The following is a 22,690-nucleotide window of genomic DNA, read 5'->3' as shown; positions in this document are numbered from 1 at the left end:
TCAGTGATTAGTCATCAGTCAATAGTCAGTTGCTACAAATAACAAATAACAGATATAGCAATCCTAAATGATTCATGAGGATTTGTAGGGGTAGTGGATGGTGCGTGCCTACCCTCCTATCTATCGGGCAACCACGGGGGGATTGCCCCTACAAGAATTATGTAAATGATTTAGGATTGCTATAACAGATAACAAATAACAGATAGATATAACTTTCGGAGGATAGCAGGCTCTAGCTTTCGGCGGATGTACCAGAAGCTTCGATCTGTCAAGATTGCACTTGTTAAAGCTGATTAAAAGTGCGATCGCTATGGTAGATCATTACATTCTAAATTTGCTAGTGATTGGCATCCTCCTGCTGACTGTCACCTTGGGCTCGGGATGGATTTCGCGATTGCCGGTATCTTATGCCTTAATTTATCTAATTGTCGGTATCGGATTGGGGCCCTACGGCGTCAAGCTGGTTGAATTGCGCCCCGAAGCTCAATTTTTAGAAAGACTCACAGAATTTGTAGTTATTGTTTCTCTGTTTAGTTGCGGCTTAAAAATGAATCGCCCGCTGCAACTTTGGGCTTGGAATTCCACAGCGCGGCTGCTTGGTTTTTTAATGCCAATTTCGATTTTTGCTGTTGCTGCGATCGCTCATTGGTTTGTCAAATTAGATTGGGGCCCAGCAATTTTACTAGGAGCAATTCTGGCACCCACAGATCCAGTTTTAGCCTCAGAAGTTCAGTTAGCGGATATAGACGATCGCGATGAATTGCGTTTTGGCTTAACATCGGAAGGTGGTTTGAACGATGCTTTAGCTTTTCCCTTTGTTTATTTCGGCATTTATGCGCTAAAAGATGGTAATTTGCCGAACTGGTTTTCGCAGTGGGTAGCAGTTGACTTGCTTTGGGCAACCGCCGCAGGTATCGTGATGGGGATTTTAGTAGCTAAAGCCGTCACCTGGATCGATCGCCGATTGCAACGCTACAGGCCCGCCGATGAACTAATGGAAGATTTCATCGCCCTCAGCACAATTCTGCTCACATATTCCCTGACAGAAGTAGTCAACGGCTACGGATTCCTCGCAGTTTTTGTAGCAGGAATTGTAGTGCAGCGCAGTTACCGCGACCCCGAAAAACCGCTTTCCCAACTGCACTTTACCGAGCGCATAGAAAAGTTAATGGAAGTAGGAACAATTTTAATATTGGGTTCCATGTTGCGCCTAGAAGCTCTCGTTGCACATGGAAGCTACGCCCTTTTAATAGCTGGATTGTTAATCTTTTTGATTCGGCCTGTGGGAGCTTGGATCAGTACGATCGGGAGTCGCTTGCATCCCGCCAGCCGCTGGCTCTGCGGTTGGTTCGGCATTCGCGGCGTCGGTTCAATCTATTATCTTACCTATGCTTTCGGTCACGGCTTGAAAGGCGAAATCGGCGAGAAAATTGCCTGGATTACTTTTACTACGATCGTAATTTCTGTGATTGTGCACGGCATTAGCGCCACCCCGTTAATGAACTGGTACGAGCGCCGAATTAAACCTAAAGTCCCCGACTTAATTTAATTCACAGGACTAACACACAAAGCAGATAAAATAGGTTCGTAGTGAGGACTTCAGTCCTCAGGAATCAGGACTAAAGTCCTCACTACAAACCAGCAATAGGTTCGTAGTGAGGACTTCAGTCCTCAGAAATCAGGACTAAAGTCCTCACTACGAACCAGTTTTATTAGTCGAAGTCCTAACCAACTAATTTTCTCTGTATTCTCGGAGAAACTAAGCGGAGCATCATTGCTGCAATTAGCAACCCTGTCAAAGGTAAATATACGATCGCCGATTTAACAATCTTGATCCCAAATTCAAAGGTAAAAGCCAGCCAGAAATAGTGCATTCCAGCATTGTGCAGAATCTTCCAGGCCCGTTGACCGATCCATTTTGCCGATCGCTCAAAAGATGTTACAGTCATTGCAAACAGGAACACATAGCCCAAGATCCCCAGAGGGTCAAACCCGGGCGACGCGCCATTCGTTGCCCACCACAAGCCAGTCCAGGCGATCGCGTGATACGTATGCGACACAGCCATCGACAAGCCGAAATAGCGGCGATTTTTTAACAGCCACTGTGTAAATATATTTGGCCACAGCCTGCGAAGTGACGAAGCCACAAAAGCACATAGAAATAAGATACACGAAGTACGAGCAGTTGCTCGAATCGCCAACCGCATCGCTGTCTCATCAACACCGTAAATCAGCCAAATCACAGCAAGCATAATCCCAATTGTCAGCGCAGACAAACCAACAATACTCCATCTTTCAACAGCAAATTTACGATCTTTCATCCGTGGTGAATCCTTACAATAAATTCTCAGATCCTGTCCAATCGAACACCATGAAAAAATAGGTTCGTAGTGAGGACTTTAGTCCGCATCCAAGAAAGGACTAAAGTCCTCACTACGAACCTTATGATTGCCGGCAATTAACAGGACAAAATTTCAGTGCATACTAAATTTAGCGATCGCCCGTGGCCGCTGTCTTGCCCAATCTTCCCAAAAATGTCCTAATCTTCCCAAGCTTCAAAGCCCAGCTCTATAAGCCTTTGGAGTAGTTTTAACCTGTTGGCGAAACACTCTGGTAAAATGACTTTGACTTTGAAATCCGACTTGGTGGCAGATTTCTACAAGTGTCAACTCCCGCAGCCGCAGCAACTGCTTCGCTCTCTCTATGCGGCATTTCATCACATATTGATGCGGTGTAATTTTTGTAGATTGCTTGAACAAACTTGCAAAATAATGCGGACTAATCTGCACGAGATTGCTCAGTTTTTCCAAACTCAAATTATCGTCTAAATGTTCGTCAATATAATTGCATACTTGCCTTAGTTGATACTTGCACAATCCGCCCGTATAGTTTTTAATCTCCTTTTGAAAGGAACAGTAGCGCCTCAGCAAATGCACAGCAAGCGCTGTCCCCATAGACTCTGCATACAGGCGACTGTCTGCGCCTCCGGCTGCTAATTCTTGCTTCAAAGCCAGCCCCATATGCTGAATTAACGGATCGCGCAGGTGCAACTGCGGCACTAACTCAAGGCGATCGGCATCCACAGAGTCAAAAGCAGCGCGCGCCAGCATTTCAGGCGCGAGAAACAGCTCAATTAATGGAACTTCGCGATCGACAAATGTTCTCGGAATAGTTTGAGTAGCAGGAATAATCGCAATATCGCCGCTGGCGTAATCTACCTCTTGCAAACTTCCATTCAACATAAAACTCGCCCGAAAATCATTTTCAGCGATGAGAATAAAGTGGTGTTCTAAATCAGTTTCCGGCATTTCGTCAGCAGGTTCTAGCTCATAAATCAGATTCAAACCATTCCATCCCAATTCAAAGCTAGAAAGGAGGTGCAAATGCGGTGCAGGTTCATTATCAGACACGGCTTTCAACAGTTGACAGTTGACAGTTGACAGTTGACAGTTTGAGAGCAAGCTCTAGCTAGAAGGAAGAGGATTGGAGTAATGAAAGGAAGAAAGAAAAATGTTTATGGCGAAGGTACGTAGTTGCGCTTAAGGGCTCTTTCCTAATATTATAAAGAGGGCTAAAGCCCAACTACGTACCTATTTCTAAGATCCTATAAAACCGCCCACCCTTTTTTAAGGGGGGATAGGGAGGATCGAATATCTAATCGTTAGACAGCCGACTGGTACTGCGTTTGACATTAAGTTAACACGCTTTGGGCAATCCTGTATCCCTACCCTAACTAAACAGGTTTAACCCCAACCAATAAAGCGAGTTCCCGCCATTTCCAATAACAGTCTACATCGTCAAAACCAATTTCTCTAAACCAGCGCAGTTGCGTTTCCACATCCAGCAATTTATTAGAAGGATCTTCGCGCTCTTTGCTAATGCCCAGTGCCTCTCGAAACTTCTCATGCAAAGCCTCTGTTGGGGACGCTACGTGCTCCAAATTGCAAAAAATGCCTCCGGGTTCCAAAAGCTCGAAAATCTCGGCGTAAAGCGAACGTTTGCGATCGTCCTCAACGTGATGGATGGCAAAACTAGAAACGATCGCATCAAACTTGCCCAAATCCGGCAGAGGTTCGTCAAAATTGTGCTCGATTACCGTGACAGTATTGTCATCAGCAAAGCGAATGCGGGCTTTTTCAAGCATAGTTGGCGAAAAGTCGATCGCCACAGATTCAACATTCGGGCGATTCCCTTCGGGATAGCTTCGCTTCACGCACTTTAGCAAACCCAACAACCGCCCGTCTCCCGTACCCAAATCCAGAATGCGCTTGACATCTTTCGGCACTTCCTCCAACAAAACCGCTTCACCTTCCGTGCGGTGAGGAATACCATCAGCCTTAGCAAGATACCACAAAGCGTGTTCCGCCGAACTCCAAAGATTAACTTGACTCATAAACTTTCAACCCTCATAAATCTCGCCATTTTTGCGAGTAAAAATCCAACCATTATCGCCCGCTTTCGCGATTAAGTCATCATCTGGGTAATTAGCTAAATCGCCAGAAGTGCGATCGCCAATTTCCAGATAAACAACATCAGCATTCGATCGGTTGACTAAATGATGCCCGTCGGCATCGCCAGCCGGAAAACCCGCCGCCATACCAGGTTGCAGCACTTCCTCACCAGCATTTGTAATCAGAGTAACTTCCCCTTCCAGAACATAGACTAACTCATCTTGACGAGAGTGCCAATGTCTCAGAGCAGAACAACTTCCCGGCGCCAACCTCACCAAATTTACCCCAAAATTCTGCAAACCCGCAGCATTACCCAAGCGTTTTTTAACTCTTCCCGCAACAGCAGATTTGAATTGCTGAGGATAATTTGAGCCTGTACTTTCTGGGACATTTTTAGGATTAACAATCATACAAGACTCCTTCTCTTCTCTTCTCTTCTTTCTCTTCCTTCGCGTTTTTCGCGCCTTCGCGGTTCCTTATTCCAAAGGTTTCAAAGTAGTAGGATTTTCCCGAACAGGCTTAACAAAACGGCTGTTAGCCCGCACAAAACAATTACCCTTATCCGTGGAAATAGGCAACCAAGGTTTACCATTAGAGTCAGCAATCATAATTTGATTGGCATTATTTCCCGTCACCGCTTGCAACCGTTCACCGCGCCGAAAAGTAGTCACCACAGGCCACTGCGAAACATTGTGTTTATTCCTCTCAAACAATTCATCTGGTGCATCAAGTCCATCTACAGAGATCGATCGAAACCTCTGGGCCATCCGACAATTTAACCCTTGAGAATCCGAGTCAACAACCACCCAATTCACCTGCCTATTTCCCCGCTGTCTCGCCAGCAGCCCCGTATAATCTCCTTGCTGATTAGCAACAGGTAAAGCCAAGGCTAAATTAGCCCCCGCTCCTAAAATCCAAGCTACTGCCAGAGAGACAATTCTAATTTCTGCTTTCATTGATACAAAAAACCATTAAATTCAGAGTAATTACAATCGTAGCAAGCTCTCCTGGCGATCGCGAAATTCCTAAATTCCTAATTGCTGAAACCGTTGCGTCCCTTTTTCTTCTGACAACAGTCAACCGTCAACTGACAACCGTCACAACCGTCAACTCTCAACAGTAAACTGTCAATTCATTAAGAATGTGTTATAAATATTGAGATTCATTAAGAAATATTGCTCAAATGCTCCTTTCCCCCTCTGGCGCCAGCAAACTCAAAGAATCCTTAAAAGAAAAAGTATTCTTCGGGAATGAGCCAACCCCGGAACTCATAGCCATCTTACTGATTTATTTCGTCCAAGGCATCCTCGGACTAGCCCGCTTAGCCGTCAGCTTCTTCCTCAAAGACGAACTCGGCATGAGTCCCGCCGAAGTCTCAGCCTTGCTGGGCGTCGTCGCCATACCTTGGATTATCAAACCTCTGTTTGGTTTCATGTCCGACGGGTTGCCCATATTCGGCTACCGCAGACGGCCTTACATCGTCCTCTCAGGGCTGTTGGGGACGGCTGCATGGGTGGGGATGGCTACAGTCGTACACACGCCCTTAGCCGCTACAGGGGCGATCGCCCTAAGTTCCGTTTCACTAGCCGTCAGCGACGTAATCGCCGACTCCCTAGTAGTAGAAAGAGCGAGAAAGGAAACAGTTAGCGACGCCGGTTCCCTGCAATCCTTATCTTGGGGGGCATCAGCCATTGGCGGACTAATTACCGCTTACCTCAGCGGTTCCCTGCTGCAACACTTCAGCACCCACACCATCTTTTTAATCACCGCATCTTTCCCGCTAATAGTATCAACCACAGCCTGGTTAATTAGCGAAGAAAAAGTCAACAAAAGAACCGACTTTGAAACAGTAAAAGACCAACTAAAACAACTGCGGCAAGCTGTTACCCAAAAAACAATTTGGTTGCCCACGGCCTTTCTATTTCTGTGGCAAGCCACACCAAGCTCCGACTCCGCCTTCTTCTTTTTCACCACCAACGAATTAGGCTTTCAACCAGAATTTCTCGGACGAGTGCGCCTCGTCACCAGCATAGCCGCCCTCGTTGGCATTTGGCTGTTTCAGCGCTACCTCAAAGCAATTCCATTTCGAGTCATTTTCGGCTGGTCAACAGTCATGGCAAGTGCCTTGGGCATGACTGCATTATTATTAGTAACTCATGCCAACCGAGCATTAGGAATTGACGACCAATGGTTCAGCATCGGAGACAGCCTGATCCTGACAGTAATCGGACAAATTGCTTATATGCCCGTGCTGGTACTATCAGCGCGGTTGTGTCCTCCCGGCGTCGAAGCAACCTTATTTGCAGTGCTGATGTCTGTCACCAATTTAGCAGGAATTATTTCCTACGAAGGCGGTGCAATTTTGACACACTGGCTCGGAATTACCGATCGCAATTTCGACAACCTCTGGCTGCTAGTAGTGATCGCCAACCTCTCCACACTGCTACCCCTTCCCTTCTTAAACTGGCTCCCAGCAGAAAGTACAGAAAGCGGAGATCCAAACTACCAACAATCTCTCCCAGTATTAGAACCAGAACTGGGCTGTACAAAACCGGGCGGACAACATTTCATGCCCGAATACTTTCCCGACTTAGTGCCAACAGTAATCTCCGAAAACCTCACCGCAGATAGCAAATGAAGGAAGTTCTGCAACAGATAAATTGAACAGTGTTTTCAACTCTGTGACACTCTCACTTTTACCCTCTCTGCGTCCTCTGCGCTCTCTGCGGTTAAACAAATAAAAGCTGATGCCACCAATGCAAAAACTACAAATTCCCCAACCTCAAACAGTAGCCCCAAAGCTATCATAGGATTAAATTGAACAGTGTTTTCAATTCTGTGAATCTCTCACTCTTTCCCTCTCTGCGTCCTCTGCGCCCTCTGCGGTTAAACAAATAAAAGCTGATGCCACCAATGCAAAAACTACAAATTCCCCAACCTCAAACAGTAGCTCAAAACCTATCATACGATCGCAAAGACTGGCAGCGCGGCTACGAATCCCAACCCAACGAAGCCGACTACTGGATTGACAACATCGAAGGCGAGATCCCAGAAGGCTTACAAGGCACATTCTTTCGCAACGGGCCCGGATTGTTGGATGTCAACGGATCGCGCATCCACCACCCCTTTGACGGCGATGGCATGGTTTGTGCGATCGCAATTTCCCAAAAACGCGCCCACTTCCGCAACCGATTCGTGCACACCGAAGGCTATCTCGCCGAACAAAAATCAGGAAAAATCCTGCACCGAGGCGTATTCGGCACACAGAAACCCGGAGGCTGGTTAGCCAACATCTTTGATGTCAAAATCAAAAACATTGCCAACACAAACATCATTTATTGGGGCGAAAAACTGCTAGCACTCTGGGAAGCAGCACAGCCCTACAGACTCGACCCCCGCAGCCTAGAAACCCTCGGATTAGACACCCTAGATGGGATTTTACAACCCGGTGAAGCCTTCGCCGCCCACCCCAGAATTGAAAAAGGGAAAAATGGTAAAGGAGACACATTAGTCAACTTTTCCGTCAAGCCCGGTTTGTCAAGTACAATCACGATTTACGAACTCGACGAAAGCGGCAAACTTTTACAAAAACACGCCCACGAAATCCCGGGTTTTGCCTTCCTGCACGACATGGTAATTACCGAGAATTACTGCATATTCTTCCAAAATCCTGTCAGCTTCAACCCCCTACTTTTCCTATTAGGATTTCGGAGTGCAGCGCAGTGCATTCAATTTTCGCCAAACAAGCCCACCCAAGCAATTTTAATTCCGCGCAACGGCACTGACGAGGTGAAGATATTAGAAACAGAACCTTGTTTTGTGTTCCACCACTGCAACGCCTGGGAAGAAAACGGCGAAGTTTTTGTAGATTCAGTTTGCTACGAATCATTTCCAACAGTAGAACATGACGGCGATTTTCTGGAGATTGATTTTAACAGCATTCCAGCGGGCGAGTTGTGGCGGTTCAAGCTAAATCTGCAAGACAAAACCGTGCAGCATCAAATTGTGGAAACTCGGTGTTGCGAGTTTCCGACTCTGCATCCGAATAATGTCGGACAACCTTACCGATATCTTTATATCGGCGCGGCTGACTCTCCCACTGGGAATGCTCCTTTGCAAGCTATTCTTAAAATAGATTTCCACACGGGTGAGAGGCAAGTTTGGAGTGTGGCGCCGCGCGGCTTTGCGGGGGAACCGGTGTTTGTTCCCCGTCCCGATGCTGTGGCTGAGGATGACGGTTGGCTGCTCGTTTTGATGTATGATGCGGCTAATCATCGATCGACCTTAGCGATTCTAGATGCCCGCGACATCACCAAAGGCCCCCTAGCGCGCCTGCATTTAAAACAGCACATCCCCTACGGTTTGCACGGCAGTTTTACACCAAACGTACTGCTTCCCGATAACTAAGATAAAATTGGTTTGTAGTGAGGACTTTAGTCCTCTGACGGATGCGGACTAAAGTCCGAACGATCGAACCTTTTACGGATGCAGTTTTACACCAAACGTATTGCTTCCTGAAAACTAAGATAAAATTGGTTTGTAGTGAGGACTTTAGTCCTCTGACGGATGCGGACTAAAGTCCTCACTACGAACCTTTTGTATTGCGGGGAATGGTAACAACAATTCAAGATATAAAATATCCATAATTAATGCCAACAGTCAACAAATTTAATCTCAAAAAAATACTTATTTTAATTTGCAGCCTAGCCGTAAGTTTTGCAATTATCTTATCTATTTACTCTCACAATGCTAATGCCCAAGAGCCTTACAGCCCCTCTCCAGATACCGCTGTAGCCCCCAAAGGCTTGGTTGAGGTCAAAATGACCGTAATTGGCGTAGACCCGATTAAAAACGAATTAGAAACCCGCTTGCAGTTCGAGCTTAAAGGTATTTATAAAAAAGGGCCTACTTACCCGGCTCAAGATTTATTAATGACAGTTAACGGTGCCAATATCGAGGATTCGGAAATTAGCTTTAAAGAAGGCAAACCGATGATTGTCCCAGCATTAAAGTTTAACTTAGTCAAGGGAAAAATCAACAATTATCCATTTGACACGCACATTGCTAAAGTAGCTATTTCAATTGACCCGCTGGCTTCAATTGGCAAACAGTTTGCTCCCTTCCAACTAAATCCTGTGCCGCTGGAATTTAAGTTTAATGCTGATGTTCCCGGCTTCGATATCAGTTATAAGCCAATGGAAGAGAATTCATCTATCTTTATTTATATCGATATTTCTGCCACGCGATCGCTCCCGGTAAAATTTTTTGCCATAGTGATTATTGTGATTATGTGGGTGCTGTCAATCATGGCGCTGTTGCTAGCATTAAAGGTGATGAAATCGGGGAAGTTACCGGAAGTCGGAATGTTGAGTTGGACTGGTGTGATGTTGTTTGCTTTTCCCGGTATTCGCAACTCTCAACCGGGAGTTCCGCCAGTGGGAACTGCTAGCGATTTCCTATCGTTTTTTTGGACGGAAATGATCGTTGTGGTAGCGTTGGTGATTATCGGTAGCTGTTGGTTGAAGCGCTATCATCCGCCCATTGAGTGATAACGGGAATTGGGCATAGGGCATAGGGCATGGGGCATAGGGCATAGGGCATGGGGGATTGGGAATCAATAAAAGTCTGTCTTGAACGGGAGCATCTCAGTTTTGCATTTGTAGTGCTGTCCTGCTCGCGTGCTTTATAAAGCACGCGAGCGAGACGCTCGCACTCAAAGAAAAAATGCTTTTTACCAAAATGAGATGCTCCCGTCTTGAACAGGCATAATCCCTGCTGCACAATAATTTTTGGATAAGTCTAACAACTAACAACTAACAACTAACAACTAACAACTAACAACTGTCAATTTTTTACCTGCAAATTTTCAATATCCTTAGCGGGTACTCCCAAACCGCGCAAGATAGTAAAAGCAATGATTCGATATCCCGACGGATTCGGGTGAACTCCATCGGCTGCTAACAAATTTAGAGTCTTTCCCGCGTGTTTTTGATAGGTGCCGATCACTTCCCGAAAAGGCGCATTCAAATCGATAAATAAACACTGGTTTTGCTTGGCAATTTCTCGCATCGCGGCAACATATTCTTGCAACCTGCGATTTTCCGGGCTGTCGAGAATCTCGCGAATCGGAGTAGGAGAAAGCAGCACGACTCGAATTCCAGCGGCTTTTGCTGCTAGCACCATTTGAGTTATTTTGTTTGTATATTCTACCAGCGATAATCCTGCTGCTAGGTTGCCTTGCGGATGAAATTGCAGGTTTTGGAAGTCGAAGAAAGCGTGCCAAACGTCGTTGACTCCGGCGTTGATGGTGACTAAATCTGGCTTTTTGTCGATCGCATCTTTTTGAAAGCGCGCCTGCATATCACTCGCCTTGTTACCGGAGATTCCCGCGTTGACGATCTCGATTTTGCGATCGGGATACAGGGCATTTAGATAGCGTTGCAGCAGCCAAACGTAACCTCCGGGGTATTTCGCGGCTTCGGTGATGCTGTCCCCCACAGTCACAATTCTGCGTTTCCCGGCGAGCACGTTTTGGATTTCTGGCGGCGGCGATGCTTGGGATGCAGGTTCTTTAAACACGGGAATCAAGGAGTGAGGAATGTTGAACGCGATAACAGCAGCCATTACGGCGAGGACAAGTCTGATTAACACTTGCTTCAGCGGGGATTTGGGACGGGGCGATCGCACATTTGGAGACATTACACAGTTTTTGACGAAAAGTTTAAGTTTTGAGCTTGGGATTTCCGAGCAAGAGTTTCAGTAATTAAGAATATCCTAACAGTCTTGGCAGTTGCTATATAATTATATTAAGGGCTTTTTAGACACTCCTGATGTGAACGCGCGGGGCTTCCACGAATGGATCTGTAAGTCTGTAAAGTTTCAAATTAAATTGATGGTTGAGGAAATCCTATGCTGAAGTTACAATAGTTATTAAAGTCCAAGGGCGAGGATATCCTGGCGGTGGCGCTGCGACATCAGGCGTTTAATGTATGGGTGTTTGGTTCGGTGGCGCGGGGTGTTGTCGATGAGAGTAGTGATATTGACCTTTTGGTGGATTATAACGGAATAAGGATTAAGCCGTTTGATTAAGGATTCGGTTTTGGCGGAGGCGAAATATTTCGTTGATTTTAGTTGAAAGGAGGCTGTATGATGACTGTACAAGAAATTATTGCTCAGGTCGAAAGTTTATCCATAGAAGATCAGGATCAGTTGTTTGAGTTAATCCGCAAGCGACGGATTGAAAATCGGAGGGATGAAATTTTGGCTAATGCTCAGGAAGTGATGGAAGCTTTTAAGAATGGGACAGCAAAGAGAGGAAGTGTTGATGATTTGATCGCAGATTTACTAGGAGATGATGATGGAAGTTGTCTGGAGTAGTGGATTTAATCGATCTTTTAGGAAGATCGTAAAGAAAAATCCACAATTAAAGGATCAAATTACTAAAGTGTTAAAGCTACTGGCAGATGATCCATTTACGCCATCTTTGAACTCTCACAAGTTAGGAGGGGACTTAGCCGGATTATGGTCTTGTTCTGTTGCATATGATTGCAGAATAATTTTTAATTTCTCTGAAGATGAGGAATTGTTAGAAATGGTGATTCTCTTAGTTGATATTGGAAGCCATGATGAGGTTTATTAATATGTAGCTGCGCCTTGACCTTATGCCCTACGGCTTCAAGCCCCTTGATTTCGATTACGATAGAAATAGGACTTACCCATTTCAAAGTAATTCTTTTTTTGGCCTATGAGTTCCGACCTAGTTCCCCTCCTACCCAAAGTATCACTCGAACGCCGCGCCGGTGCCTTCTGCATCGACGCGATCGCGGTTTGGATACCCAGTTTGCTTCTCGGTACAAATCCGATCGCCCAAACGATCCTTTTTGTCCTGCTGTGGATGATAATGCGCGTAGCTATCGTCAGGAAAAACCAAGGTCAAAGTCTCGGGCGCTGGGCCCTGGACATGAAAATTTTCGATCCCAGATTCCAACGGACTCCCGGAGTGCAAGAATTGTGCAAGCGCGAGGCATTGCTGGGCTTTTGCGCCGCCCTAGCCTTCGCAGGTGTGGCTGGACTCACCTCCACCAACGCGGGCGTCTTGCTGCTGATGTTACCGCTGGCGATCGACTGTAGCGTTGCTTTCACCGACGCAGAAAGGTTTCCCCAAGCTTTTCACGATCGACTATCCCAGACGATCGTCATCGGAACCAAGCGCGGCTACTCCCTCGACATCAAAGTCAGAAGATTGCTTGACCAAGTGCAGACAAATGTGAGACGATAGTAAATTGTGTTTAAATTAGTCGAAATTTATTTAGAATTATGGCTAAAGGCGTCCGCATCATAATTACCCTAGAGTGTACTGAGTGCCGAACTAACGCGAGCAAACGCTCCAAAGGCGTGTCTCGGTACACCACGACCAAGAACCGTCGCAACACGACGGCACGGCTGGAACTCAAAAAGTTCTGCCCCCACTGCAACAAGCACACTGCTCACAAAGAGATCAAATAGTTAGTGGTCAGTAGTCGGTAGTCAGTTGCGGTACCCGCTTGCGAAGCGTCGCCCTGAGCGTAGCCGAAGGGTCGAAGGGTCAGTTGTTGTTGGTCAACAGTCAACAGTCAACAGTCAACAGACAACAGACAACAGACAACAGACAACAGACAACAGTCAACAGTCAACAGTCAACAGTCAACAGTCAACAGTCAACAGTCAACAGTCAACAGTCAACAGTCAACAGTCAACAAACAAAGAACCATGACTTACTTTCGCCGGCGCGTTTCGCCAATCAAACCAGGAGACCCGATCGACTATAAAGATGTCGATTTGCTCAAAAAATACGTCACAGAACGCGGTAAAATCTTGCCCCGCCGGATTACCGGTTTGACGGCAAAACAACAGCGCGACCTGACCCGCAGCATCAAAAGAGCAAGAATTGTAGCTTTGATGCCCTTCGTAAACCAAGAAGGCTAATTGGATTTTGGATTTTAGATTTTAGATTTTGGACAAAAATAGGACTTACGCTAAAACAACGTCTTTTTGTCGGAAGCGATGGTAGCTAATAGCTGGCAATATTTGGTATTGAGTCGCTGGTGCGTAAGTCTTAATCAAAATCTCAAAAGTTAAAAACTAAAGCACAAAAAGCAAAACTTTTTAGATGTTAGTTTTGACAATTGATTTAAAAAATGTAAACATCCAAAATCTAGAATCGGAAGCAAAGAAACTCGATAAGTGGCAACTGTAAAAATCCAAAATCTCAAACATAAAGCGGGCAAGTGGAGAAGGGAACGTTAGTAGAATTTAGAGTGCACGGCGACCGCCGTCTGGCCGTTGCCGATCGCCCCGACGGCAAGAAAAACTGGGTAGTGGTAGACGAAAACGGTCAACCGCACAGCATTCCGCCCAAACAAATCAGCTATGAAGCAGTCGGAGAAACTTACAAACCCTCCGACATTTCCAAATTTCTTAAAGAAGTAGAAGCTTTCTCAGATCCGTCGAGTCTAGAAGTAGCTTGGGAACTTCTAGTGGGCGACGGAGAAAATACAGATCCAGAAGCCCTGGCAATGCTGCTATTTTCCGATCGCACTCCGGCGCAATGTTATGCAGCTTACTGTTTGCTGTCAACAGACAAACTGTATTTCAAGCAAAAGGGCGATCGGTACGAGCCCCGACCAATTGCCCAAGTAGCCGAAATCAAACACCAGCAAGAAGTAGAACAGCAGCGACACCAAGAATCTCAAGGATTTTGGGATCGAGTCAAACAGCGGCTGGCTGGGGAAAATAATGTAGATTGGGCAACTAGCGATCGAACTCGCCTCGACGCCCTAGAACGCTTTGCCACCCTCGGAGAAGAAGCAACTCACCGCACGCCGGCCTTAGAAACTTTAGCCAGCTTACAACGTCCCGAAAACCCCGAAGCAGCATTTCAACTCCTAGTCGATCTCGGCCTGTGGAGTCCCCACGAAAACCTGTTTTTGCGGCGAAGCCAAATTCCCCTACAATTCTCCGCAAAGGTATTAGAAGTGGCCCAAAGCTGCCTAGAAAATCCCCCAACCGACTCGGACACAAATCGTCTCGATTTAACTCACCTCAAGGTTTACACGATCGACGACGAAAGCACTACGGAAATCGACGACGGCCTCAGTTTAGAATTCCTCGAAAACGGCCAGCAGCGACTCTGGATACACATAGCAGATCCCACTCGCTTGCTTTCCCCTGGAGACGAACTCGACCTCGAAGCCAGAAAGCGCACGACTACAGTTTATCTGCCCACGGGCATGATCCCGATGTTTCCCCCGGCTTTGGCAACCGGGCCGATGAGTTTAATTCAAGGTAAAGAGTGCAGCGCCCTCAGCTTTAGCGTCACCTTAGACGAAACCGGGGCGGTTTTAGATTACAGCATCCACATCAGCAAGATAAAACCCACCTACCGCTTAACCTACGATGACGTAGACGAAATGCTGGAGTTGGGAATCGAAGCAGAACCGGAAATAGGTGCGATCGCGGCTTTGGCAAAACTGCGTCAAAAATGGCGCGAAGCCCAAGGCGCCATCAGCATTTTCATGCCCGAATCCGTCATCAAAGTCTACGGCGACGAGATCGACATCCACGTCATCAACGACTCCACAGCTAGATTGCTAGTAGCCGAAATGATGATTTTGGCCGGCGAAGTCGCCGCCCGCTACGGTCAAACTCACGAGCTGCCCATACCCTACCGCTATCAGCCGCAGCCGGAACTCCCCCCAGAGGAAGAACTGCTGGCCGTGCCCGCTGGCCCAGCCCGCGCTTGCGCCGTGCGCCGCTGTATGCCCCGCAGCGAAATGGGTCTGACCCCCGGACGCCACGCAGGCTTAGGTTTGGAATCCTACACTCAAGTTACTTCCCCGATCCGCCGCTATACCGACTTGCTGACTCACTTCCAAATTAAAGCCCACCTGCGGGATGAACCTCTACCTTTTTCGGCCCAAGAAATACAGGATATTGTGATGTGTCTCGGTACCGCAGTTAGAGAAGCCTCTACCGTGGAACGCCAAACAAACCGTTATTGGGGATTGGAATATTTGCGGCGCAATCCCGATGAGGTTTGGGAAGCTTTGATGCTGCGCTGGTTGAGGGAAGATAGCAATCTGGCTTTGATTTTGTTGGAAGATTTGGGTTTGGAGTTGGCGATGCGGTTTGGTCGATCGGTCGAAATTGGCGATCGGCTAGAAGTCAAAGTCACTCACTGCGATCCGCGATCGGACGTGATTAACTTCCAAGAAGTCATTCTTGAAGTCGCACAATAGGATTTTAGATTTTAGATTTTGGATTTTGGATTGCCAAAATCTTAGCGAGAGGAGTTATCCGCTTGTGGCTATAAACCAATAAGCTTAAGTTAGCAATCTCATTGAAGTGGGTTTTGTTTCTCTAGGGGCGGTTGCAAGCGCCGTCTTATATCATGTCCAGCCGATTACCATCACAAAAACCGTTTGTTTGTAGCGCGGACTTTAGTCCGTTCTTATGCTGCGGACTAAAGTCCGCACTACGAACCCTTTGTTTGTTTGTAGTGCGGACTTTAGTCCGTTCTTCTGCTGCGGACTAAAGTCCGCACTACGAACCGTTTGTTTGTAGTGCGGACTTTAGTCCGCTCTCATGCTGCGGACTTTAGTCCGCACTACGAACGAATCTGATTGCGGTAAATCGATCGCACATGATATTAACTAAAATCTAAAATTTAAAATCGCCAAATGCCCAATTCTATAAACCAAGTTCAGCCACCGCTGGAATTCATACCCCCAGCCTACAACCCCCTCATCGTCAATGGTTGTCAGCAAATACTCCCCTGGTGGCTGCGATTTAAGACAAATATCAGCCACATTCAAGCCGAAAACGTCGAAACCCTCGCCGAACTATTCCACCAATTTCAAAACCAGAAGGTTCGCTTCTTGCTAGCCTTCCGCCATCCCAACTCAGAAGATCCCTACTGTTTGGGACAACTGGTGTGGAAACTCGTTCCCCAAGTGGCCCGACAACAAGGCATTCCCCTGCAATCCCCCGTACATTCCCACTTTATTTACGATCGCGGAATTCCCCTGTGGGCCGGTTCTAGCGTCGGCTGGCTGTATTCTCGCCTCGGTGGTACTCCGATTGTGCGCGGCAAGATCGATCGCGCTGGATTGCGATCGGCCCGCGATTTATTCGCCAACAGCCAATTTCCCATCGCCGCCGCCCCAGAAGGCGCCACCAACGGTCACAATGAAATAGTCAGCCCCCTGGAACCGGGAATCGCTCAAATGGGCTTCTGGTGCGTTGAAGACTTGCTAAAAGCCGGACGTACTGATGAAAAAGTGTTGATTGTGCCGATCGGCATTCAATACCGCTATGTCAATCCACCTTGGGAACCCTTAGAAAAACTTTTAACTCAATTAGAAATAGATTGCGGACTTCCAGCCTTAGAACCCACCGAGATTGCTAAATTAGAGGCAGAAAATCTCGCTCCCGCAGACCAGCATCACAAATTCCAATATCTGCGCCTGATTCGAGTTGGCAGTCATTTGCTAACTGTAATGGAACAGTTTTACACCCGTTTTTATCATCGAAATCCACAACAGTTAAAAACATCTTCTTTGACATCACTATTACTGCCCGAAACAACGACAATCGATTCGGAAAATGAAGCGATGATTGCTCGACTGACAGCACTATTAGACGTAGGTTTGCAAGTAGCAGAAGAATATTTTAACTTGAAGCCCAAAGGCAGTTTGATAGACCGCTGCCGCCGTCTGGAACAAGCAGGCTGGGACTATATTTATCGAGAAGATATCAAAGATATTGCAGGACTTTGTGCCTTAGAAAGAGGATTAGCCGATCGCCTCGCTGAAGAAGCAAGTCTGCGGATGTGGCACATGAGACTTGTCGAAAGTTTCGTCTCAGTCACCGGCAGATACGTCCAAGAAAAACTCACAGCAGAACGTTTGGCAGAAACAACTTTACTGCTGTGGGACGTACTGACTCGCATCAAAGGCGGAAATCCTTTCGGCCGCCCTTCTTTGGGCAAACAGCAGGTGCAAATGACCGTGGGCGAACCGATATCAGTCGGCGATCGCTGGGAGGGATATCAAAGCAGCCGCAGGGTAGCAGTTGCCGAACTCACTCAAGACTTGCAATCCGCTTTAGAAGGAATGATTAAATCTTAATTAGTCAGATTTTGGAGGAAGCAGGAATCAGGAATAGAGAATAAGAAACTGGAGGCATCTATCGGATTCTTTGGTTCAAATCCTCCGTATAGGGTAAGAAATATCGGTTGAAAAACGTGGTTTATTCCATCTATAGCAATCCTAAATAATTTCAATAATTTTGTAGGTAGTGCCTTTATTTTCCTACCCCCTATCTATCGGGTTCTTCACTTGGGAAGAGTCCCTATAAGACAATACGGTTTACTTAACGCTTTTTTAGGAATTTTATCTGACGATTTTCTAGGCAATACAGACATTTTTTCCAAGTCAGGTTCTTCTTAAGTAAACCGTATTGCCCTATAAGAATTACACAAATGATTTAGGATTGCTATATATAGCCTCGATCAAAAAAGTGAGGTATGTCCGCGATTCCAATGCCCAATGCCCAATGCCCAATTCCCTATGCCCATGAGTACATCATCTTTCTGAGAAAGGCTATAGTGTGTAAATTTTCAAGAAAAAAGAAGCTGAAAGAGAGAAGCAGGAATCAGGAAGATATCGCGCGCCCGACAGTTAGGAAGTTTTTAATTGCTCAAACCCTAGCGGAAGATCGCAACTTCGGTCTTCGGTCTTCCTTCTGCTATATATTGCCTTTGGGTTGCCACTCTATTTTTAATTCGTGCAGCAAACAACTTGTTATAAACTTGGGGAAGATGTATAATAAGCAACTAAGTATCAGTGCCGGTTAATCACTGATAATAAAGTTGTTTTCGTTCGGCGTTATAAGATTTTGAGGGCTGCCGTCCTCAGTACAAACTTAATTAGAATTATTTAACCGGACTGGATCTAACAATAAGCGCTCGATAATGAACCAACAAAAATAACCGATGAATAGCAAACCTATCGATTTATCTACTAACTCAATTAAAGTAAAACTGCTGAATCATTTAGCGCAAGAATTGCTCACCCCGCTCACTTCTGTCCTCGGCATGGCAAGCGTATTGAACCAAGAAATTTACGGCCCCTTAACGAGCAAGCAAAAAGAATATATCGACGTGATCCAAGACAGCAGCCGATCTTTGCGATCGCTAGTTGAAGAAATTTTGGAACTGGCAGATCTAGACGATACCGCTTTCACATTGAAGCGAACCGCAGTTGATATAGAAACTTTGTCTCAGCAAGTTGTGACAACCCTGTCGCCAGCAGCCTCTAGACGAGAGCAAGAAATTAACTTGTCAATGGGGCCCGGGCCGCGCATCTGGTTGGCCGATAAGGATAAAGTTCAGCAAATGCTGCACCACTTAATTTTTAGCATTATTCAATCGGCTGGGGCAGGCAGCGTGATTCGAGTCCACGTTTCTCGGAAACAAGACGGTATCAATATCGGAGTTTGGGTTTTTCATCCTTGGTTGGGTGAAAGTTTGCCCCATGCTAAACTCTACTCCGACTACTTGTTGAAGGTCGGAGCCGATCGCGGTGCGCGATCGAACTCCGAAACCGACTCCCTGGAATTTGAACCGCCACTTCCGTCACAGACACAGGCTTCGCAGCGATTAACGCTGGCGTTTTCTGAGTTGGCGGCTTTGGTGGCTGAGAATGCTGCGGATACGGCACCTGTGTTAGCTGGTTACGGCGCTAGGGAACGCTTGGGGCTGCTGCTTTGCTGCCAGTTGGTGGAAATTCAAGGCGGCCAACTCTCGATTCAAGGCACTCCAGAATCTGGATATCGGTACGTGCTCTGGCTCCCCTGTACCAATGCTACCGAGTTGTTGGAAAGGTAAAAATCAGTTGACAGTTGACAGTTGACAGTTGACAGTTGGCAGTTGACAGTTGGCAGTTGACAGTTGGCAGTTGACAGTTGGCAGTTGGTAGTTGTTAGAAATAAAAATTACCTTTTTCCCAATTCCGAATGCCCTGTTTTCCCAATTCCCTGTTTGCCCAATTCCCCATTCCCAATTACCTTTTTCCTAATTCCCAATTCCCAATTCCTAATTCCCAATTCCCAATTCCCGATGCCCGATTCCCCATTCCCAATCTAAAAATGAATTCAGTTTGGCAACAGTTAACTCTGGCAAATTTGCCGCTCTCTCAGTGGCAAAGTGGCAGTTATTTATTGAATTTGGCGATCGGCTCTTTACGCAGTTGGCGGCAGAGTAGCTGGCTGATGCAGTGGGCAGAGCCCCTGGGTTTTGTTTTGCTCGCCTTGACGTTCGGTATGGGCCCGTTTGTAAACAACGCCCTGGTGGGTGTGTTGATGGCTGCTGCCGCTGCGTTTTGGGTGCTGCTGACTGTTTCGGACGATCGCGCGATCGCCCTCACACCCATTCACTTGCTGGTACTTTTGTACTGGGGCATTGCTACCGTCGCCACCGCCATGTCGCCGGTGAAAGCCGCCGCTTTTACAGGCTGGACGAAGCTAACGCTGTATTTGCTATTTTTTGCACTGATGGCGCGGATATTGCGAGATTCCCGTTTGCGATCGTGGTTAATAGCGGTATATCTTAATGTTGCTTTAGTTGTCAGTTTCTACGGCGTGCGGCAGTGGATTGATAAAGTGCCACCCTTAGCTACTTGGAACGATCCGACATCTACTCAAGCCGATGTCACGCGAGTTTACAGTTTTTTGGGCAATCCCAACTTGCTCGGTTCCTATTTGCTACCAGCCATTGCCTTGAGCGCCGCTGCACTTTTTGTGTGGCAAGGATGGGGAACCAAACTTTTAGCGTTGACGATGCTGGTGGTGAATTGCGCGTGTTTGCGCTACACCGACAGCCGGGGTGCTTGGATCGGTTTTGTGGCACTGCTAGTAGTGTTTTTAGTCCTGCTTTGGTACTGGTACAGCCCTTTGATGCCTAGGTTCTGGCGCACTTGGGCGCTACCGTTAGGGTTAGGAGGTTTGGCTGGAGCGTTAATTTTGGGAGTAGCTTTGGTGCCAGCGTTGCGCGATCGAGTTTCGAGTATGTTTGTCGGCCGCGGCGACAGCAGCAACAATTTTCGGATTAATGTTTGGACTGCGGTGATTGACATGATTCGCGAGCGGCCAATCCTCGGCATTGGGCCGGGAAATACTGCTTTTAATAAAGTTTATCCGCTTTATATGAAGCCAAAATTCACTGCTTTGAGCGCTTATTCTGTGCTGCTCGAAATTGCCGTCGAAACTGGTTTTATCGGTTTAATGTGTTTCCTGTGGCTGATGACTGTTACCGTAAATCAAGGTTTGTTGCAGATCAAAAAATTGCGCGACGCACAATTTAACAGCTCTCATTTACAGGAAGAATCCCCAAATCTCAAATCAAATCAGGGGTTTTGGTTGATTGGGGCGATCGCCACTTTAACTGGTATGATGGCTCACGGTTTTGTCGATACAGTTTGGTATCGGCCGGAAGTTAATATGCTTTGGTGGTTGATGGTGGCGATTATTGCTAGTTTTTACAGCAATTCTCAGCAGCAGCAAGATTCAGGTTTGACACAGGGCGAGTAGATAGCGATCGATCCCATAAAAGTGATGGCGGGGTTTTATCCCCGCCCGGTAAGGATTCCAGTTCCAAAAAAGCAGGCAGTTTTAGGAAAGCTGCAAGCGATGATAGTCATCAGTCATTTCCAATTCTTTAATCTCAAATCTCAAATCGAAAAATCTCAAATCTCAAATCTCAAATGGTATAAGGTGCACAGCGTGCACCTACATAACAACTACTACATACTACATACCTGTTAGTTGTAAAGTGCTAGTGGCGAACTCTACAAAAATTATCGAAAATAACTCTTATTCTTCGCTATCCGAAGGCATTGCAAATCTCGGACACGCATAATATCCATCTCTATCTTTGCACCGCCGCCACGCCGTAGACTGATTCGATTGGAACAGCGTTGCGACTGATTCATTCACTGTGGGTGTAACAGTTGCAGGAGTTGGCATTGCTCTTGAGGCTTGACTTAGCTCCATTACCGTTATAATTGCCAGCATGGTTGATGAAAGCAAAACTGTGCGTTTCATTTATTTGTTTTTTCCTCTTTTAATCGTTGACGTGCCATTCCTATCCATATATCCTCATCGAATTCTTGGGAATCCGCATACTTTAGACAAGTTTTCCACAGCGGTAGCGCTTCCTTCGTCTTTTTCATCCCTTCTAGGACTTGCGCTTTTAAGCAGTAAGTTGCTGGTCTTTCACTATCAAGCTTAATCGCTGCATCCAGATGCTGCAACGCCTCGGAATATCTACCCTGTTTCAGCCGAGCCCATCCCAAATTTTTGAGTAAGGAATATTTTACTCGATCGTCCTCAGCCAATTTTAAACCTTGCCACAGCAAGTGAACGGCAGCAGCATAGTTTTTCTTGTCTACTATATATAATCGAGCTAAATTGCTGTAAGCAGCAGGGAGACCCAGTTTGGCAGCTTGCAGGTATTTTCCTCGCGCGCACTCTAAATCTTGCACCTCTTCGCACAGCCATCCCAAATTGTAAAGAGCTGTTCTGCTCTTGGGATCTACCGAGAGGGCTAATTCATAGGCTTTTTGAGTATCAGCCAATCTGTTGGCTTTATAGTTTTCAAAGCCCCTATTATTAAACAGTGAGGCGAGTTCCGGCAACCCAAATTGCCAGCCCCCAAAGCCTACTGCTAGCATCAGTAGGAATGCCGCCCACTTGGAGTGATGATGCTTTTTTGTTGGCTCTTTCATGACATTAAAAATGTTAGCTAACGGTGTCGTTTTTAGCATCTTTTAACTTGAGAGTTGGGATATTTTGTTGTCTAGATTGAATTGCCACCCTCATGGCATCATAATCTTAGGAAATGAAAGAAGGCTTGAGTTCATTTCTCATTTATGGTTTGCAACTCCACAGCCGAATGCTTGCGTCATGCTGCGATTACCTAGATGTATTCGAGCATAGGTTAACCCTTCGCGGGACTCCACAAGCAATCCGGATATTTTTAAGAAGATTGAAGATTGAAGCGGGAAGAAGGAGAGTTGACAGTTGACAGTTGACAGTTGACAGTTGACAGTTGACAGTTGACCGTTTACGGAATGATGACTGATGACTGAATGAATGATGATATGGTGTCCGCTCGATTAACGGCACGCGCGAACAGTTTGTAG

General features: G+C 46.4%; 22 protein-coding genes. 14 read left to right on the top strand and 8 right to left on the bottom strand.

Annotated features, from left to right (window positions below; translation table 11 throughout):
* Positions 1 to 280: 280 nt before the first annotated feature.
* Entirely contained in the window at positions 281 to 1,549 is a 1,269-nt protein-coding gene (locus QZ938_RS11040; RefSeq protein WP_363318817.1) for a sodium:proton antiporter, read from the top strand.
* Positions 1,550 to 1,724: 175 nt separating this feature from the next.
* Here QZ938_RS11040 and QZ938_RS11035 read toward each other — a convergent pair whose 3' ends face one another.
* From QZ938_RS11035 to QZ938_RS11015, 5 genes are all read right to left on the bottom strand, one after another.
* Positions 1,725 to 2,321: a ferric reductase-like transmembrane domain-containing protein gene (locus QZ938_RS11035; RefSeq protein ID WP_293351290.1), complete on the bottom strand. Its 597-nt coding sequence runs from the start codon at positions 2,319 to 2,321 to the stop codon at positions 1,725 to 1,727.
* Between the two features lie 234 nt (positions 2,322 to 2,555).
* Positions 2,556 to 3,410, bottom strand: coding sequence for an AraC family transcriptional regulator (locus QZ938_RS11030; RefSeq protein WP_293351292.1), 855 nt, complete (start codon positions 3,408 to 3,410; stop codon positions 2,556 to 2,558).
* Positions 3,411 to 3,733: 323 nt separating this feature from the next.
* Positions 3,734 to 4,393: a class I SAM-dependent methyltransferase gene (locus QZ938_RS11025; RefSeq protein WP_293351294.1), complete on the bottom strand. Its 660-nt coding sequence runs from the start codon at positions 4,391 to 4,393 to the stop codon at positions 3,734 to 3,736.
* A 6-nt stretch (positions 4,394 to 4,399) separates the two neighbouring features.
* Positions 4,400 to 4,861 carry a cupin domain-containing protein gene (locus QZ938_RS11020; protein ID WP_293145122.1) on the bottom strand — a complete coding sequence of 154 codons (462 nt, stop codon included), beginning with the start codon at positions 4,859 to 4,861 and terminating at the stop codon, positions 4,400 to 4,402.
* Positions 4,862 to 4,927: 66 nt separating this feature from the next.
* Complete coding sequence (locus QZ938_RS11015) at positions 4,928 to 5,407, bottom strand: hypothetical protein (RefSeq protein WP_293145119.1); 480 nt, start codon at positions 5,405 to 5,407, stop codon at positions 4,928 to 4,930.
* 227 nt (positions 5,408 to 5,634) lie between these two features.
* Between QZ938_RS11015 and QZ938_RS11010 the strand changes: the two genes are divergently transcribed.
* The 3 genes from QZ938_RS11010 to QZ938_RS11000 all read left to right on the top strand — a co-directional run bounded on the left by QZ938_RS11010 (position 5,635) and on the right by QZ938_RS11000 (position 10,000).
* Entirely contained in the window at positions 5,635 to 7,089 is a 1,455-nt protein-coding gene (locus QZ938_RS11010) for a folate/biopterin family MFS transporter (RefSeq protein ID WP_293351296.1), read from the top strand.
* A gap of 275 nt (positions 7,090 to 7,364) precedes the next feature.
* A complete protein-coding gene (locus QZ938_RS11005; RefSeq protein ID WP_293351298.1) occupies positions 7,365 to 8,858 on the top strand; it encodes a carotenoid oxygenase family protein in 1,494 nt (497 codons plus the stop codon).
* 242 nt (positions 8,859 to 9,100) lie between these two features.
* Positions 9,101 to 10,000 (top strand): DUF4436 family protein, encoded by a 900-nt coding sequence (locus QZ938_RS11000; protein ID WP_293351300.1) that lies wholly within the window; start codon positions 9,101 to 9,103, stop codon positions 9,998 to 10,000.
* A gap of 295 nt (positions 10,001 to 10,295) precedes the next feature.
* On the opposite strand, the gene QZ938_RS10995 is transcribed toward QZ938_RS11000, so the two are convergent.
* Entirely contained in the window at positions 10,296 to 11,150 is an 855-nt protein-coding gene (locus QZ938_RS10995; RefSeq protein ID WP_293351302.1) for an SGNH/GDSL hydrolase family protein, read from the bottom strand.
* A 261-nt stretch (positions 11,151 to 11,411) separates the two neighbouring features.
* Here QZ938_RS10995 and QZ938_RS33005 point away from each other — a divergent pair, with 261 nt between their 5' ends.
* From QZ938_RS33005 to QZ938_RS10950, 10 genes are all read left to right on the top strand, one after another.
* Positions 11,412 to 11,540, top strand: coding sequence for a nucleotidyltransferase domain-containing protein (locus QZ938_RS33005; RefSeq protein WP_366863732.1), 129 nt, complete (start codon positions 11,412 to 11,414; stop codon positions 11,538 to 11,540).
* A gap of 57 nt (positions 11,541 to 11,597) precedes the next feature.
* Positions 11,598 to 11,828 (top strand): hypothetical protein, encoded by a 231-nt coding sequence (locus QZ938_RS10990; protein WP_293191909.1) that lies wholly within the window; start codon positions 11,598 to 11,600, stop codon positions 11,826 to 11,828.
* Positions 11,803 to 12,090 carry a type II toxin-antitoxin system YafQ family toxin gene (locus QZ938_RS10985; RefSeq protein ID WP_363318818.1) on the top strand — a complete coding sequence of 96 codons (288 nt, stop codon included), beginning with the start codon at positions 11,803 to 11,805 and terminating at the stop codon, positions 12,088 to 12,090. The genes QZ938_RS10990 and QZ938_RS10985 overlap by 26 nt, the downstream gene beginning before the upstream one ends.
* Before the next feature lie 105 nt (positions 12,091 to 12,195).
* Positions 12,196 to 12,729, top strand: coding sequence for an RDD family protein (locus QZ938_RS10980; protein ID WP_293351304.1), 534 nt, complete (start codon positions 12,196 to 12,198; stop codon positions 12,727 to 12,729).
* 38 nt (positions 12,730 to 12,767) lie between these two features.
* The gene (gene rpmG, locus QZ938_RS10975; RefSeq protein ID WP_015175916.1) at positions 12,768 to 12,956 is read left to right on the top strand and encodes a 50S ribosomal protein L33; all 189 of its coding nucleotides are present in this window, start codon (positions 12,768 to 12,770) and stop codon (positions 12,954 to 12,956) included.
* 243 nt (positions 12,957 to 13,199) lie between these two features.
* A complete protein-coding gene (gene rpsR / locus QZ938_RS10970; RefSeq protein WP_006631377.1) occupies positions 13,200 to 13,415 on the top strand; it encodes a 30S ribosomal protein S18 in 216 nt (71 codons plus the stop codon).
* Positions 13,416 to 13,717: 302 nt separating this feature from the next.
* Positions 13,718 to 15,727, top strand: coding sequence for a ribonuclease catalytic domain-containing protein (locus QZ938_RS10965; RefSeq protein ID WP_293351306.1), 2,010 nt, complete (start codon positions 13,718 to 13,720; stop codon positions 15,725 to 15,727).
* Positions 15,728 to 16,168: 441 nt separating this feature from the next.
* Entirely contained in the window at positions 16,169 to 17,617 is a 1,449-nt protein-coding gene (locus QZ938_RS10960; protein ID WP_293145097.1) for a 1-acyl-sn-glycerol-3-phosphate acyltransferase, read from the top strand.
* An 866-nt stretch (positions 17,618 to 18,483) separates the two neighbouring features.
* Entirely contained in the window at positions 18,484 to 19,377 is an 894-nt protein-coding gene (locus QZ938_RS10955; protein WP_293145094.1) for a histidine kinase dimerization/phospho-acceptor domain-containing protein, read from the top strand.
* Positions 19,378 to 19,637: 260 nt separating this feature from the next.
* Positions 19,638 to 21,077, top strand: a complete 1,440-nt coding sequence (locus tag QZ938_RS10950; RefSeq protein WP_293351390.1) for an IctB family putative bicarbonate transporter — start codon at positions 19,638 to 19,640, stop codon at positions 21,075 to 21,077.
* 282 nt (positions 21,078 to 21,359) lie between these two features.
* Here QZ938_RS10950 and QZ938_RS10945 read toward each other — a convergent pair whose 3' ends face one another.
* Both QZ938_RS10945 and QZ938_RS10940 read right to left on the bottom strand, forming a co-directional pair.
* The gene (locus tag QZ938_RS10945; protein WP_293145091.1) at positions 21,360 to 21,590 is read right to left on the bottom strand and encodes an Osc7112_2153 family protein; all 231 of its coding nucleotides are present in this window, start codon (positions 21,588 to 21,590) and stop codon (positions 21,360 to 21,362) included.
* Positions 21,587 to 22,312, bottom strand: a complete 726-nt coding sequence (locus QZ938_RS10940; RefSeq protein WP_293145088.1) for a tetratricopeptide repeat protein — start codon at positions 22,310 to 22,312, stop codon at positions 21,587 to 21,589. Before QZ938_RS10940 ends, QZ938_RS10945 begins: the two co-directional genes overlap by 4 nt.
* Between the last annotated feature and the right edge of the window lie 378 nt (positions 22,313 to 22,690).

It is taken from the genome of Microcoleus sp. CAWBG27 (assembly GCF_020883145.1).
In the GTDB taxonomy this organism is placed as follows: Bacteria; Cyanobacteriota; Cyanobacteriia; order Cyanobacteriales; family Microcoleaceae; genus Microcoleus.
This window is presented reverse-complemented; position numbering and strand designations above follow the sequence as displayed.

What these genes read in the sequence shown, in the direction of transcription:
- QZ938_RS10940 (WP_293145088.1), bottom strand. Translation starts at nt 22,312, where the DNA reads ATGCTAAAAACGACACCGTTAGCTAACATTTTTAATGTCATGAAAGAG.
- QZ938_RS10995 (WP_293351302.1), bottom strand. Translation starts at nt 11,150, where the DNA reads ATGTCTCCAAATGTGCGATCGCCCCGTCCCAAATCCCCGCTGAAGCAA.
- QZ938_RS10960 (WP_293145097.1), top strand. Translation starts at nt 16,169, where the DNA reads ATGCCCAATTCTATAAACCAAGTTCAGCCACCGCTGGAATTCATACCC.
- QZ938_RS10980 (WP_293351304.1), top strand. Translation starts at nt 12,196, where the DNA reads ATGAGTTCCGACCTAGTTCCCCTCCTACCCAAAGTATCACTCGAACGC.
- QZ938_RS10955 (WP_293145094.1), top strand. Translation starts at nt 18,484, where the DNA reads ATGAATAGCAAACCTATCGATTTATCTACTAACTCAATTAAAGTAAAA.
- rpsR (WP_006631377.1), top strand. Translation starts at nt 13,200, where the DNA reads ATGACTTACTTTCGCCGGCGCGTTTCGCCAATCAAACCAGGAGACCCG.
- QZ938_RS11015 (WP_293145119.1), bottom strand. Translation starts at nt 5,407, where the DNA reads ATGAAAGCAGAAATTAGAATTGTCTCTCTGGCAGTAGCTTGGATTTTA.
- QZ938_RS10990 (WP_293191909.1), top strand. Translation starts at nt 11,598, where the DNA reads ATGATGACTGTACAAGAAATTATTGCTCAGGTCGAAAGTTTATCCATA.
- QZ938_RS11000 (WP_293351300.1), top strand. Translation starts at nt 9,101, where the DNA reads ATGCCAACAGTCAACAAATTTAATCTCAAAAAAATACTTATTTTAATT.
- QZ938_RS11010 (WP_293351296.1), top strand. Translation starts at nt 5,635, where the DNA reads ATGCTCCTTTCCCCCTCTGGCGCCAGCAAACTCAAAGAATCCTTAAAA.
- QZ938_RS10950 (WP_293351390.1), top strand. Translation starts at nt 19,638, where the DNA reads ATGAATTCAGTTTGGCAACAGTTAACTCTGGCAAATTTGCCGCTCTCT.
- QZ938_RS11005 (WP_293351298.1), top strand. Translation starts at nt 7,365, where the DNA reads ATGCAAAAACTACAAATTCCCCAACCTCAAACAGTAGCTCAAAACCTA.
- QZ938_RS11020 (WP_293145122.1), bottom strand. Translation starts at nt 4,861, where the DNA reads ATGATTGTTAATCCTAAAAATGTCCCAGAAAGTACAGGCTCAAATTAT.
- QZ938_RS11035 (WP_293351290.1), bottom strand. Translation starts at nt 2,321, where the DNA reads ATGAAAGATCGTAAATTTGCTGTTGAAAGATGGAGTATTGTTGGTTTG.
- QZ938_RS10985 (WP_363318818.1), top strand. Translation starts at nt 11,803, where the DNA reads ATGATGATGGAAGTTGTCTGGAGTAGTGGATTTAATCGATCTTTTAGG.
- rpmG (WP_015175916.1), top strand. Translation starts at nt 12,768, where the DNA reads ATGGCTAAAGGCGTCCGCATCATAATTACCCTAGAGTGTACTGAGTGC.
- QZ938_RS11025 (WP_293351294.1), bottom strand. Translation starts at nt 4,393, where the DNA reads ATGAGTCAAGTTAATCTTTGGAGTTCGGCGGAACACGCTTTGTGGTAT.
- QZ938_RS10945 (WP_293145091.1), bottom strand. Translation starts at nt 21,590, where the DNA reads ATGAAACGCACAGTTTTGCTTTCATCAACCATGCTGGCAATTATAACG.